This is a genomic window from Sorangium sp. So ce836 (assembly GCF_028553905.1).
Lineage (GTDB): Bacteria > Myxococcota_A > Polyangia > Polyangiales > Polyangiaceae > Sorangium > Sorangium cellulosum_D.
This window is the reverse complement of sequence record NZ_CP102233.1, coordinates 13,995,303-14,009,708: the sequence shown is the minus strand read 5'-3', so window position 1 is coordinate 14,009,708 and position 14,406 is coordinate 13,995,303. Positions and strand designations below refer to the sequence as shown.

Below are 14,406 nucleotides of genomic sequence, written 5' to 3'. Positions count from 1 at the left end.
GTGCAGGCCGTCATTTCAGTTGCGAGTGCGAGCTGAGAATAAGCCGCGGTGCTCACATGAACGGCCCCGGAGATGCGGGTTCGGCCGGCGGGGTCGTTCGGCGGCCGCCTCAGGCTCCACGAGAGGCCCGGGCTCCATGGCCCTCGAGGGCGACGTGACTATTCGAATGAGCGATCGCCCCATTTCCTGATCTGATTAAACTCGCTCCCGGGCCCCTTATCAAAATTTCCTGGACCGTATTTCTCGTTGAGCAGCCGCTCAGCGAATTCTTTCCCGCTCTCGTCTTGGTACGGCCGATTTCCCTTAGCCCAGCCTGGCACATCCTTCGCGCCTTCCTTCCCGCTCACGCGCGCCTTGGGCCTCTTGAACGCCCTGGGCATTGCCTTGTTATGGACCAGGACATCTGTCGTGCCGACAGTGTACGTATGCGCGCCAGCGACCTCGAAGTTGTACACGACGCGCGGTCCTACCGCTATCATGAGGGAAGAGACGACGAGCGGAGAGGCATCGTCTGCGCGGGCCAGCACGTCTCCCGGCAAGACGTCCTGCGCCTCGACCCACCGTCCTCCGTCTGCGCACGTCGCCTCCTCCACGGGAAGCTCGGCGGGTAGACGTCGCCCCCAGAGCTGCTCGCCGGACAGCACACAGAATGGATGGTTCCGCGTCGCCTGCAGGAGCTCACCGTCGCCCTCCAGGAGCACCAGCTCGCCTGCCGTCTCGTGCACAAAGGTACGCTCGACCCGCGCCCAGCCCCAGGCGCTCGATGACGGGTTGTACGACCACACCTCGTCGCCGACCTCAATCTCATCGATCGAGACATGCCCCTCTGTCGTGCGAACCGGCGTACCCGCGGGGAAGCACGCGCGCGCGGCATCCTCCATGGCTTCTGCGCCGGCTCGCTCGCAGACGCCGGCGACCCTGGTCGCCTCCGCTGCGATGGCTCCCATCCCTGCGATGGCGACTCCCATCGCGAGAATATCGGCGGGCGCGTCCGCCGTATCCGACGGGGCCGCCATTCCCATCTCGAGTATGAAGAGGACCGCGATGCCAATCGCGACGAGCGGGTTGCGCCCGTCCATGTCGATATAGTTGATGGGGTCGCTACCGCAATAGCCGTAGACGTTGGGATCACCGCCGCCGAACCCGAGCGGGTCCTTCGCCGTCCACCGTCCAGTCTCCGGGTCGTAGTCGCGCACCCCGAAGCGCACGAGCCCCGTTTCGCGATCGTAGAGCCCTCCCGCGAAGCCGAACGGCGTGAAGCCCGGGTTCGTGTCGAGGAGCACGCGTCCGAACTCGTCAAAGTCCATCCGCTGCGCCACCACGCCCGTCGCGACGTCCACCACGAGCCGCGGGCTGCCAAGGTGGTCCGTGAGGATGCGGTAGGTCGCGCCATCCTTGAGCATCAGATCCGGCACGTTCCGCCCTCGCCCGTAGACGAAGCGAGCCACCACGCCGCCCGCGCCATCGAGCTCTGCCACCGGCTGAAGGTCGCTCCGGTACAAGAATCCTTGGACGTTGATCCCGTTCCGCAGCTTCCAGATGCGGTGCCCCTCGCCATCGACGAGGTAGTCGATGGCGGTGCCGTCCGGCAGCTCGACGTGCCGCAGGTTGCCGCCGGCGTCGTAGGTGAAGGCCGTCGTCTCTCCCGTCACCGTATCGGTCGTGCTCGTCCGGTCGCCCGCCGGGCTCATTGCGTACGTCTTGGTTCCGTAGGTCAGGAGCCGGTCCTGGTCGTCGTAGGTGCCGCCCTCCGTCCCGGCAGGCGACGTGCGCGCGAGGCGGTTGCCGTTCGCGTCGTAGTCGTAGTGCGCGGTGAGCACGCCGTCCCGGAACACGTCGGTGAGCCGCCCGGCGAGGTCGTACTCGTAGTCGTACGCGTGGGTCTGTCCCTGGATCGTCTCCGTCATCTGGTCGATGCGGCCCACGGCATCTTTGATATAGCTCACCTGGTAGAGCGCGGAGCCACCCGCCTGCGCCACGTACGCTTGTATGGCGCCTTCGGCGTCGGGGGTCACGGTGTCGCTGACGACGCCGACGCTGCTCCCGGTGTACAGCCCGTTCTGAGGATGCCGGTGCAGCGTGAGTCCGCCGGCGTAGTTGAGGAAGCCGTCGGCGTCATAACCGAAGCTCGTCGCCGTTGCGCCGATGACTGTCTCGCTGTTGACGCGGAAGTCGTTGTCGTAAGTCCAGCTCACTGTGCTCGCGCCGCTCCCGAACCCGGTGCCCGACCACGTCCGGCTGGTCATCAGCACGCCGTCGTAGCCAAAGCCGAGCGAGATGCCCGATGGCCCCGCGAGGTTGTCGAGGTTGCCGGTCGTCGGATGATATGCGAGGCCGATGTTGCCCATGCCGAGCGGCAACGTCACCTGGCTGAGACGGCCGGTCGCAGGCTCCCGCGTGTAGACGCTGGCCGGCTCGCCGGGACGGGTCGAGCCCGTGAGCAGGTGATCCAGATCGTAGGACCACGAGGTCGTCGTGGGGATGGATCCGGCGTTAGGAGCGATGTACTCGTCCAGCAGGTCTACCGGGGTATAGTTGAAGGTGTGCGCAGGCCGGTCCGGCGGGGTGATCGTATACACGCTCCCGCCAGGGTGATAGCTCAACCCGATGATCTCCTCGTCGGGCCTCGTCATCTGCGTCGTCCTGCCGGCCGGATCATGGATGAAGTGCTGGGTGCGAAGCAACGGATCCGTCGCGCTCGCCAGCCACCCGTCCTCGTAGGTGTAGCTCCAGGTCCGCGATCCCTGGGACATCGTGTGCAGCCGGCCATCCGGGTAATAAGCGAAACCGACCGGCGAGATCCCGGGGAGCGTGATGCTTCCAAGTCGCCCCTGCGGCGTCAGCGTGGTCGTCACGCTTCGCCCTGACGGCAGCGTGGTGGCCACGGTGTTCGCGGCTTTGTTGAACACCTGGGTGAACTGCCGCCCGTTGACCGTGATCGTATCGGTCGCCGACGTGAGGCTGAACGAGTTATTGGGATCCGACAGGGTCACGGAGCGCGCCCCGGTGACCTGCCGCACCCTCCCGAGGGGCGTCGTGGTCGTCTCTTTGCTGAGGATGGGCGCCTGCATGCCGAAGCGCGGGTCTCCCTTGACCTCGATCTCGACCACGGTTCCATCGGGCGACGTGATCCTCCTGGTCCCGCTCGTGCTGATCTGCTCCACGGTGGAGAGGCCGTCCGATCCGGTGCGGGTGCGTCGCCTGTTTCCGTCGGGGAACGCCGCGACTTCGTACCCGCGGGTCAACCCCATCGCGGTCGTGATCGTGACACGGTAGCCGTTGTCCGTCTTGGTCCGCGTGAGCTCCTTGTAGCCGCTCGCCGGATTCTCGTCCCTGATGAGGCGTCCCTCCGCGTCGAACTCGAACTCGTGCAGCCGGCCGCGCGGGTCCTGGAGGGACTGGAGCAGGCCGCTGTCGGGGTAGTACAGGAGCGTCGTCGTCTCGTTCGCTGGATTCGTGACCGTCCAGAGGTAGCCCTCGGCGTCGTACGCGAGCGCAGTGGTCTGCCCGGTCGGCGCCAAGATGGCCGTCGCGTCGCCGTTCGCGTCGCGCTCGACGGTCGTGACCTGCTGGTCGACATCGGTGATCGTGATCAGCCGCCCCGCGTCATCGTAGCCGAACTGGTAGCGCACGGTTCCGAGGAGCGCGTCGCGGGTGGCGAGGTGCCTCCCCCGCGGGTCGAAGATGTACACCTCGGTGCCGTCTTCGCTCGCGATGGCGATGTCGGCCGACGCGATCCCCGGGAGCGCCATGTCGACGCGGCCGATGACATTATCGTTGGGGCTTCGTTCGACGTACACCAGGCTGCCATCAGGAGCGACCGCCAAGTGGGCAGGACCCCGGAGCCAGACCGCGGTCGCTGGACCTCCGAAACCGCAAGGCAAGCCGGAGCATCCCGCGACGACAGGAGCGCGGTTGCCGAGGATCGTGGTGAGCACCCCAGTGGGCGTGACGCGCCGGATGAGCCTGACCGGGCGTGAGACCCCCGTGACCGGGTCCGTCGTGTACGATTGTGCGGAGAAGTACACGCTGCCGTCCGGTCCAACCGCCAACGCGTCGGGAATGCCGATCGAGGCCGAGATCGCATCGACGCCGTCATTCGATGTGCTCCTCCCGTCGGTACCCGCGATCGTGGTGATGATTCCGTTGCGATCGATCCGTCGGATCCGGTTGGCCGTCGACGAGGATCCGTTTCCCGATGTATCGATGACGTAGATGTCCCCATCCGGTCCGATCGCTATGTCCCTGATCCCGGTGAATTGAGCCTGGACAGCAGGGCCGCCGTCTCCGGAGGTGCCGGAGGTCGGGGTAGCCCATGTTCCTGCTATGGTCGTGATGATCCCGTCCGGTGCGACCTTGCGAATCTTCTTGGAGAATGCCAGGTACAGGCTGCCGTCGCTGGACACGGCCATGTCCAAGACAATGTTATTGTCGAGCGGGCCGGAGGTGGCGAGCGCGCCGTCAGGCACGAGCGTGCTCGTGGTGCCCGTGGCGCCGTTGCCCGCGGCGGTGCTGATGCTCCCGTCCGGGGAGACCTTCCGGATGCGGTTGTTGCCCCAATCGAATACATAGAGGCTGCCATCGGGCGCGAGCGCGATGTCTTCGGGAAAGAACAATCGCGCTTGCGTCGCAGGCTGGTTATCTCCGTTGTATCCGAACTGCCCGTAGACGCCGGCAACCGTGGACACAAGCCCATCAGGCGTGATCTTTCGGACACGACTGCCGATACCCGACTCGGAATAGTAAATACTCCCGTCCGGACCGACGGCGACTCCGTCTGCCTCAGAGATCGGCACGGAGTCGGCGCGAACCCCCTCGGCGGTCGCGCTGCTCGCGGGTGGAGGTGGAGCGCCGGCCACGCGCTGGACGATGGAGACGATGTTATGGCCCGTGCGACGCCGGCCGTCTCCTTGGTAGAGCGTGGACGTGTTGGGATCGTAGACGTGATGAGCGCTCAAGCTGAAGCCGCCGAGGGCAGGCGAGCCGTTGGTCCAGGCACCGAGCGTGCTCTCCCAGCGCCGGCCGAGCGAGATCTCCTCCCGCGTGCGGCTCCCCGTGATCATCACGTCGGAGGGAAGCCCGAAGGACCGGGGCCCGCCGCCGCCGGAGCCGCCGCCGGAGCCGCCGCCGCTCGACATGGTCACCTGCGCGGCCGGCACGAAGTAGAAGCCTTCGTAGACGTAGTCGATGTCCACCGTGACCGGCTGAACGCCGGTGAGCACGCGCCCGAACGCGTCCTCGCCGTCCCACTCGAACGTGTACTGCTGGTCCGGCGTGCAAGGGCAGTCGACGCTGAAATCGAACGTCCTGCCCGCCACGGTCACCTTGAACTCGATCCGCTCGAGGCGGGTGGGCACGGTCGACGTGGTCAGGGGGATCGCCAGGCGATAGAGCTCCCGGTTGCGCCCTGCGGTGCGATCGCTCTTGTAATGAAGGCCGAACGGCGTCCCGACGACGGGCAGGCGCTCGCCGAGCGTCTGGCTCTCGCATTCGATGATGGAGCCGCACTCGACGCTCGGGTCGTCCGGGTCCGCGCCGCCGCTGCCGGAGCCGGAGCCGCTGCCGGAGCCGCCGCCCCCGGAGCCGCCGCCGCCCCCGGAGCCGCCGCCGCTGCCCGAGTCGCCGCCAGGACCGACCGGCGGCGGCCCGTCACCGGGGCCCGGGCCGAACGGCCAGTTGCAGTCCCACGGCGTGAAATGCGTGATCAGGGACCGCCAGAGGGTCGTCCCCGCCGTATACTGCGCGGCGAGCTGCCCGAGCTCCTCGGCGCTGATCCCCAGCGCGGCCAGCGCGCTCGCGCCGTCGGCCGTGCCGTCACCGTCGGTGTCCACCGACGCTACCCCGCCGCTCACGGTGAGGATCTCGATCACGCGCCCGTCGGGCGACGGCACCCACGCCCCTTTCTGTGCGTCGTAGTAGCCGAGCGGCACGTGCATTCCGACCGGGAAGTCCAGGAAGTTCTCGACGTAGAAGGGGATGGGCTTGTTGAACTCGACCTTCGTCGCCCCGGCGGCGACCGCCTCGTCGAGCCCGAGCTCCACCGCGTAGGTGTACCCGGTGGTGGGCGGCAGGGTCCCCGGCATCGCCTCGGGACCGTTTGGCCCGACCGTGTACTCGGTCGCGCGCACATGCACCTCGGCCGGCAGCGCCACGGCCATCGTCGCGCCCGGCGGGCCGTTCGGGTCCGGCACGGTCATCGTCCCCGTCGTGCCCGAGGGGAACAGCAGCGTCGCCTGGCGCGTGCCGCTCTCGTCCGACTGGACGCTCCCGCGCGCGACCTGCGCGCCAGCGGAGCTGCCCAGCGCGACGGGGGTCACCACCGGATCGCTCTCGATCAGGACCACGTCGGGCGCCTCGGACCAGCGCAGCCACTGGGTGCCCACCTGCCGCTGCACCGGCAGATAGCCGGCCTTCTCGTACTTCATCGTGAGCGGCTGGCCTCCCCGCACGACCAGCTCGAAGGCGCCGTCCGCGCGCGTGAGGACCTGACCGAAGCTCTCCGCGCTCCCCGCGCCGTGGTGCAGCACGCTCACCTTCACGCCCGAGATCGGAGCGCCCGCTCTCGTCGCGACCTTGCCCTTGACGACCGCGACCGAGGCCGGATCGAACGTCGCGGTCACGCCCGTCTGCGGCGCGTTCGGCCCTTGATAGATGCAGCCCACCGCGTCGATGAGCCGCGTGGGCACGGTCGGGTCCAGCGCCGGACAGGCGACGTGCGTCACCGCGCCGGTCGCCGGATCGCATATGTCGATCGTGCTCGGGTCGCTGTCGTCGGTCGAGATGAGCGTATGCAGAATGCCCAGCACCGGGTCGCAGGTATCGGTCGTGCACGCGTCGCCGTCGTCGAGCGTGCCGGTGCAGGTCGACTCGGTCGTGTAACAGACCTCGAGGCTCGGCCGCCGGCTGACCGTCGGCTCCTCGCTGCTCGGGAAGCTGGTGGTGAGGACCGGCGCCTCCTCCAGGAGCACGCCGTGGTTCGGGACGGTGCCCGCGAGCCACGCAGCGGTGAGCGAGGTCAGGTCGGCCGAGCGGATCCCGACGCCGGGCAGCGACTGGAACGACGCCGCGATCGCCGGGTCGAAGTCGCTCCCGTTCCCCAGGCTCTGCCAGGTCACCGTCGACTCGGTCCACGGCGAGAGGATCCGGTGGATGTTGATGGTGCTCGAGGTCGTGGTGTCCCGGAAGATCTGCTCGAGCCGCAGCGTCGCCGAGACGACGTTCGCCCCGGCGGGCACCGGCGAGAGATCGAAGCGGAGGACGGCGTGCCGCACGCCGAACCCGGCCAGGGTGCCCGTGCGGAGGAGCACGGTCGAATCGCTCCAGGTGGGGAAGGCGTCCCAGATGGTCGCGTCCTCCACCGCGCCGGCCGTCCCGCGCTGGATCGTCACGCAGGTCGGGTCCTCCGAGCCCGCGGCGAGCTTCGCGGTGCCGTGAAGCTCCTCGCTCGGCGACCCCGAGCTGCAGGCGACGCCGAGCGCGATGGCGCTCACAAGGGCGCCGTTCGCGATGAGGAGGTACGGTCGCCGGTACCTGTTTCGCGCCTCGAAGATCTCGAGCGCTCGAAGGGATGCTCGCCGAGGTCGTCTCGCGAGCCATCTAGCCGCTGTTTCAAATATCATTGCACCTCCGCGACCGGAGCGCGTGCGTCACAGGAATGCAACATGCACGCACCGGCCTCGCCTCGCGCCCGCGTTCACCTGGGTCAATCACGCCTAGCCGCATTGACGCGCGAGGCGCACACGAGCGCCCTATGAACATCCGGCGCGCGGCAAAGCAATCCACGTACCAGCCGGCGCCCCTTCCCTGCTCGGGAATTGCTGAAGCTCGATCGCCTTTCGCCCCTGCCACACGCTCAGCGCATCACCGTCATCACGGCCAAAGCTCACGAGCGCGCGTGCCAGCGTGCCAGCGTGCCAGCGTGCCAGCGTGCCAGCGTGCCAGCGTGCCAGCGCACGCATGATGGGTCGGTCGCTATTGGAAGCGGAGCTCATGACGTCGCCTGCAATGGCTCGTCCCTGTGACCTCGACCGGACGAGACCACCGCCCGTTGCCGGGCGAACGACGCAGCGGATCCCCGGCGGCGCGGGGTCTCAGCGTCTCACCAGGCGGAGAGCACCGCGTCCAGCGCGGAGGCGCGCTCGCACCACGCGATCAGCTCCCCTTCCTCCGGCTCTGTCACGATGACGATATAGTCCGACGCTGGCGACCACCGCCCCTGATGACCGCAGGAACCGATCGGGTTCGACCCGCCGCTCTGGAGCGCGAACACGCCGAGCGCCGTATCGCGCGACGGCCGCCCCCAGACGATCGTGGAGTCGCGTGCACCAGCATCGAGCACCAGTTGCCTGGACGCGGAGCCATCCATCTCCAGCCATACGACGAGCGTCTTGCCCGCCGCGTGGCTGCGGACGCTCACCGTCCTCCACATGAAGAAATAAGCCCACACCGCCGCGATTACAGCGGCAACGAGCAGGCTGCGCACGACGGCTCGACCGAGCGTGAACGACCGCGATCCAGGGCTCATGCGCTCGCCACCACGATGCCGAGCTACTCGGTCGCGGGCAGATCGTGGCCCTTGCGGACGAAGTAGGCGACGACGCGGTTGCCCAGCGGCTCGCCGACGCGCCGCACGGCGGCCCCGCCGATCCGGTCCCGCGGAACCGCATGGAAGAGCTCTTCCACCGGGACCTCCGCGCCGGCGGCGCTGGCCGTCACCTCCAGCTTGCAGAGCGTCGCGGCGCAGTCGGCGCGCCTCACCGAGAACGCCTCGAAGCGAGGCTCGCGCGCGAGCGCCAGGATCGCCGACTCCGTGTCGCGCGCCCAGGCGTCGTCCCGCGTCTCCGCCCGGAAGGCAGCGTCGAGCCCTTCATAGTGCGCCTCGATGCGCGCCGCCTCCTCCGCAGCGGAGATCGGCTCTGGCGCCGCGCCCTCCGCCTCGGAGGTGCCTCCGTGCTCGGGTCGATCGACCGCTCGACCTGGAACCACGGCCAGGCGACGTTCCCGCTTCAGCGCCCGCACCTCCTGCTCGAGCTGCGAGAGCTTCCGCTCGAGGCTCGCATTCCCTGAATCCACGCTCGGGGCGAGCTCTTCCCGTTTCGGGCGCTCGGCGCCTCTCACGAGCGCCAGGCCGCCCAGGACCGCGACGCCCGAGAGCGCCGCTGCAAGTACCACCGCACCCGCGCGCACGATCGCACCTCAGTCCGTCTGGTCGTTCTCGACGACCCGATACGAATAGATGCGGCTGTTCTGGGGTAGGAAACACGAGAAGAAGTAGTGGTCCCGGGCGGCCGTGCCGCTCGTCGGCGCGCTGAACGACAGCGTGACGTCTCCCGTTTGAGCGGCCGTGGTGTCGTCGAACATCACGCTGAGGCTCGTGCCGTCCCCGCTCATGGATATCCAATTGCACAAGATGCCCTCGGTGGAGCTGGCGTCGTGTACCCGCATCGTGGCCGTGGGACCGTTGCTGGCCGAGACGCGATCGCGAACCACAGGGCAGATGGCGCGGATGGCGCTGGCGTTCGTGGTATTCAGGAAGTAGTTGTTCAGCAGGCTGTATGTATTGTTGCTGTGCGCTGCCGCGCAGTTGACGCCAGCGTAGTCCTTGATATCGGTCGCGAACGACGGAAGCGACGCGCAGAGCACGGCCAGCCCCAAGAGACCCACCACCTTCCGGATACGAACCATAAAATCTCCTCGCCCTCACCGGCAGCCGAATCGTCCTCTACTCGGAGCGCGTGCGTTCCAAGCAAGCATGAGAAATGCACGCGCCGGTCTCGGCTCGCGCCCCGCGCTCGCACGGGTCAACCACGCCTCGCCGCATCGACGCGCTACGCGAACGCCCGCGATCCGAGAACACCTGGCGCACGCGTTCAAGCAAACCACGTACCAGCCTGCACGCCTTCGCTCACTCGGGATCAGCGATGCTTGACCATCATCCGTTCCGCGCAGGCGCTCAGCCGATTACCGTGTCACGGTGAGAGTTCACGGGCGAGCGTGCCAGCGGTGCCAGCGTGCCAGCGTGCCAGCGTGCCAGCGCGCGCACGAAGCGCCGTCCGTTGTCGGCAGCCAAGCTCGGGGTCGAACATGGAAGGTAGCGCGGCATACGCGCGCTATCAGGATGCTCTGGGACGCAAAAGCATCCTGACCGAGCGGGAAGCAGCGGCATGGCAGGATGTGGAGCTGGTCGAGAAGGAGAAGGGCGCCCGTGGACGTGCTCTCGGTCGGCGCGATCGCGACGCGACCCTCGTGCGGAGCAAGCACGTTGGCATTGCAGCGCGCTACGCGGTCTCGGTCCGGGACAGGTGTGACGGATTGCGGGCTAGCGGGCGCGCCGGCGCACCGAGGTCATCCGCCGCCCGGCGTGCGCGTGCCGCCCTGGGTGCCGCTGCCTCCCTGCGTGCCGCTGCCCGGTGTACCCTTCCCGCCTCCCTGGGTGCCGCTGCCGCCGTGGGTCCCGCTGCCGCCGTGGGTCCCGCTGCCGCCCGTCGTGCCGGTCCCGCCGCTCGGCGGCGCGAGAGAGCCGCCCCCGTGGGTGCCGCCCGGCGTCCCGCCGGTGCCGCCCGGCGTCCCGCCGGTTCCGCCCGTCGTCCCGCCGGTTCCGCCCGGCGTCCCGCCGGTTCCGCCCGTCGTCCCGCCCGGCGTCCCGGTGCCGCTGCCCCACTCATGCGTGCCGCCCTGCGTGCCTGCCCCGCCATGGACGCCGCCTCCCGGAGCTCCCATCTCCCCTCCAGGCGTCGTCCCCGTACCGGGAGTCCCGCTCTCGGGCGCTCCCTCGGTGCCGCCGGAGGTCTCTCCGCCGGTGTGCCCGGCCCCCGGCGAGGTCTGTTGTCCGCGCCCGTGGCTGCCCCCGCAAGCCATGAGCGGCACCGCGGCCACTACTACCAGAAACATGCTTCGCATGATGTGTCCCCCAGGTCGTCTGCGTTCGCGGCCCGTGCCGAGCCGCCGGCGATGCGGACGCGTCCATGCGCACGAGGCCCCGAGGGTCCTGCGGCGTAGCGTCCCACCCTCGACATGCTGGAGCCGTATCCAGCCGCCGGGATCGAGACGCCGCCGGAACGGCGCATCGGGCCGCGCCCGATCGAGCACCGCTGCGCGCTCGGACGCAGACTGGCCTCCTCACGCCGGCCGGCGCTCGCGGGCGCGCTCGACGGCGCGCGAGCGCGCAGGCGGGCGCGTCGATGCTCGCGCGGCACAAGCACCCTCACGGCTGGACGCGGCGCGCCCAGCGCTTGCATGGGGCCAGGACCACCTGTGACCGCGGCGCACGCCACGCCCGCGCGCGGCCGCTCGCAACACGGCGTGGGCATACGTGCAACGCGGGTGGGCGCAGAAGAGGGGGTGAGGCATGCGCGACAAGTTCCGGAATACGATCGTCGTGATCACGGGCGCATCGAGCGGCATCGGCCGCGCAACGGCGCTGGAGTTCGCCAGGCGCGGGGCCGCGGTGACGCTCGCTGCCAGGCGGGAGCAGCCGCTGCGCGACCTCGCCGCCGAGTGCGAGCAGGCCGGGGGCAAGGCGCTCGTCGTGCCCGCCGACGTGACGAACGAGGCCGCCGTCCTGGAGATCGCGCGGCGCACCACCGAGGCCTTCGGCCGGATCGACGTGTGGGTCAACAACGCGGCGGTGACGCTCTTCGGCCTGTTCGAACAGACGCCCTCCGAGCCCTACCGGCGCGTCATCGAGACCAACCTGTTCGGCTACATCCACGGCGCCCGCGCCGCCCTGGCCCAGTTCCGGCGGCAGGGCAGCGGCGTGCTCATCAATGTCGGCTCGATGGTATCGAGGCTGTCCGAGCCTTACGTCAGCGCCTACGTCGCCTCGAAGCACGCGATCCGCGGCCTGTCCCAGAGCCTGAGGCAGGAGCTCCAGGTGCTCCGGGCCCGCGACATCCACGTCTCCACCGTCCTGCCCGCGACGATCGACACGCCGTTCTTCCAGCACGCAGGCAACTACACGGGGCGCACGCCGAAGGCCATGCCCCCGGTGTACCCGCCAGAGCGCGTGGCGCGCGCCATCGTTCGTCTGGCGCGGGCGCCCCGGCGCGAGGTCTTCGTGGGCAGCGCGGCCCGGCAGCTGTGCTTGCTGTCGCTCGTGGCGCCGGGCCTCGCCGAGCGCCTGCTCGCGCGGAGCGTCGACCGGCTGCACCTGAAGCACGACCGCACGGCCTACGCGACGAACGGCAACCTGTTCACACCGCTGCCCGAAGGGACCACCGTGAGCGGCGGATGGAAGCCGCGCGGCAAGAAGCGGCTCCTGCGCGCCGTGGTCGTCGGCCTCTCCGCCCTCGCGCCCGCCGTGCTGGGCCTCCTGTGGCTCCGCCCGAAACTGCTCCCGTCGAGGTGACGGCGCGCCCCCGCGACCTGGGCCGCCTGTCGCAAAACGACACACCCTCATCGCCGGCCGCGGGCGACACCGGCAGCTGGGCTCGCGGCCCCCACGGGATCTGCGCTGGCCTCGGTTGCGGAGCGGGGCGCCGGCTCTAGGTGCGTCGGAGGGGACATGTCTCCGAGCGACGAACAGGGCAGCAGGAACAGGCACGTCCTGGCGCGCCGGTTGCCATGGAATCCACCCGACAACCGTTGAGGGCAGCATGAAGGAACGAAAGAAGCTTGCAGGGAAGCGGATCGCGGCGCTCGTGGCGGACGGGTTCGAGCAGATCGAGCTGACCGTGCCGATGAAGGCGCTCCGCGCCGCGGGCGCGACGGTGGACGTCGTCTCGCTCCGTCACGGCAAGATCCGCGGGATGAACCTCCACGAGCCCGGCGCGAGGGTGCGCGTGGACCGGACGCTCGGCGAGGCGGATCCGGCCGAGTACGACGGCTTGCTCCTGCCGGGAGGGTTCATCAACCCGGATCTCCTGCGCCAGAGCGAGGAGGCGCGCCGGTTCGTGCGCGCGTTCGACGACCTCCGGAAGCCGATCGCGACGATCTGCCACGGCCCCTGGGTGCTCGCGTCGGCGGAGCTCGTGAGCGGGCGGCAGCTCGCCTCCTGGCCCGGCATCCGCGACGACATCGTGCACGCGGGCGGCGTCTGGCGCGACGAGGAGGTGGTGCGCGACGGCAACTGGCTGTCGAGCCGCGGGCCGCAGGATCTGCCCGCCTTCGTGCGCGAGATGCTCGATCTGTTCGCCGAGACCGCGCCGATCCACGCGGCGGCGTCGCCGCTGGCCGCCGAGTCGGCGCCGCCGCGCACGTCGCCCCCGCTCGCGGCGCTCAGCGCCACGGCGTTCCTGCCCGCGCCTTCCACGGCAAGGAAGTTCCTGAGCACCGCGGCCACGCTCGGGGTGGGCGGGCTGGCGGTGCTCGCGCTGCGCCGGGCGCTCGCGTGACGCGCGGGAGGCGGGGATCCGGGCCGCCCGGCCCCCGGCGGTGGTGTTCGCCGGGCGGCGCGGGGGCCCCGCCGGAGTCGCCTGGGACGTTTTCTCTCCGGCGCGCTGCGACCGTGTAGGTCACTCCACCGATCGGAAGAGGGTCGGGCGAGGAGAAGTTCGCTTCTTCCCCGGCGGAATGGACTATTATGTCCATCCCCATGGCCGAGGACAGCTACACGTTTGCGGGTTCGGAGCGTGCGCGAGAGCTGGAGCGCCTGCGGCGGATCGAGGGGTTCTTCGACCCCGGCAGCTGGCGCCTGCTCAAGGCGTCCGGGATGGGTCCCGGCTGGAGCTGCCTCGAGGTGGGCGCCGGCGCCGGGTCCATCGCCTCCTGGATGGCAGAGCGCGTCGGCCAGGAAGGCGAGGTGGTCGCGGTCGACCTCGATGTCGGGTTCATGGATGCTTCTCAGCTGCCGGGCGTCCGGATCATCGAAGGCGATATCCGCCAGCTCGACTTTCACGCGGCGCGCTTCGATCTGGTGCACGCCCGCTACGTGCTCGTCCACAACGCCCATTTCCAGGATCTCCTCGACGCCATGCTCGCGGCGCTGAAGCCCGGCGGGCGCCTCGTGCTCGAGGAGCCCGACTTCACCGCGGCCAGGGGCGCGTCCGGCCCGGATATCGAGGCCTTCGATCGGGTGAATCAGTCGATCCTCGCGATGTTCCAGGCCGAGGGGAAGGACCCGGGGCTGGGCCTGCGCCTGCCCGCGATCCTCGCGTCGCGAGGGCTCGCCATCGAGGCCGTCGAGAACGAGGTGCCGCTGTGCCCGGGCGGCCACCCGCTGTCCGAGATCATGAGCCTCTCCGCCGCCCAGCTCCAGGACAAGTACCTCGCGACCGGGCGGATCAGCGCGGAGGATCTCGCCGGATACGCCCGGTTCGCGGCCGACCCGGCGGCGTGGGGCATCTACTACGGCACCGTCGGCGTCGTGGCCCGCAAACCGGCCAAGTCCGCGGACTGACGCGCCGTTAGCGCATCGTTCGCGCATCGTTCGCCGGGCGCACGCCGCCCGCGCGCGGATCTCCTCCAGGG

General features: G+C 69.6%; 8 protein-coding genes. 3 read left to right on the top strand and 5 right to left on the bottom strand.

Going from position 1 to position 14,406, the window contains the following annotated elements:
• Positions 1 to 158: 158 nt before the first annotated feature.
• From NQZ70_RS51170 to NQZ70_RS51150, 5 genes are all read right to left on the bottom strand, one after another.
• Positions 159 to 7,490, bottom strand: coding sequence for a DNRLRE domain-containing protein (locus NQZ70_RS51170; RefSeq protein ID WP_165374589.1), 7,332 nt, complete (start codon positions 7,488 to 7,490; stop codon positions 159 to 161).
• 608 nt (positions 7,491 to 8,098) lie between these two features.
• A complete protein-coding gene (locus NQZ70_RS51165) occupies positions 8,099 to 8,482 on the bottom strand; it encodes a hypothetical protein (protein WP_129580723.1) in 384 nt (127 codons plus the stop codon).
• Between the two features lie 65 nt (positions 8,483 to 8,547).
• A complete protein-coding gene (locus tag NQZ70_RS51160; protein ID WP_129580722.1) occupies positions 8,548 to 9,186 on the bottom strand; it encodes a hypothetical protein in 639 nt (212 codons plus the stop codon).
• Between the two features lie 9 nt (positions 9,187 to 9,195).
• On the bottom strand, positions 9,196 to 9,684 hold the full coding sequence (locus tag NQZ70_RS51155) for a hypothetical protein (protein WP_129580721.1): 489 nt from the start codon (positions 9,682 to 9,684) through the stop codon (positions 9,196 to 9,198).
• A gap of 660 nt (positions 9,685 to 10,344) precedes the next feature.
• Positions 10,345 to 10,890 carry a hypothetical protein gene (locus NQZ70_RS51150; protein WP_237244821.1) on the bottom strand — a complete coding sequence of 182 codons (546 nt, stop codon included), beginning with the start codon at positions 10,888 to 10,890 and terminating at the stop codon, positions 10,345 to 10,347.
• Positions 10,891 to 11,347: 457 nt separating this feature from the next.
• Here NQZ70_RS51150 and NQZ70_RS51145 point away from each other — a divergent pair, with 457 nt between their 5' ends.
• The 3 genes from NQZ70_RS51145 to NQZ70_RS51135 all read left to right on the top strand — a co-directional run bounded on the left by NQZ70_RS51145 (position 11,348) and on the right by NQZ70_RS51135 (position 14,335).
• The gene (locus NQZ70_RS51145) at positions 11,348 to 12,346 is read left to right on the top strand and encodes an SDR family oxidoreductase (RefSeq protein ID WP_129580719.1); all 999 of its coding nucleotides are present in this window, start codon (positions 11,348 to 11,350) and stop codon (positions 12,344 to 12,346) included.
• A gap of 247 nt (positions 12,347 to 12,593) precedes the next feature.
• Entirely contained in the window at positions 12,594 to 13,331 is a 738-nt protein-coding gene (locus NQZ70_RS51140; protein WP_129580718.1) for a type 1 glutamine amidotransferase domain-containing protein, read from the top strand.
• Between the two features lie 188 nt (positions 13,332 to 13,519).
• Positions 13,520 to 14,335 (top strand): class I SAM-dependent methyltransferase, encoded by an 816-nt coding sequence (locus tag NQZ70_RS51135; protein WP_237244820.1) that lies wholly within the window; start codon positions 13,520 to 13,522, stop codon positions 14,333 to 14,335.
• Positions 14,336 to 14,406: the final 71 nt, after the last annotated feature.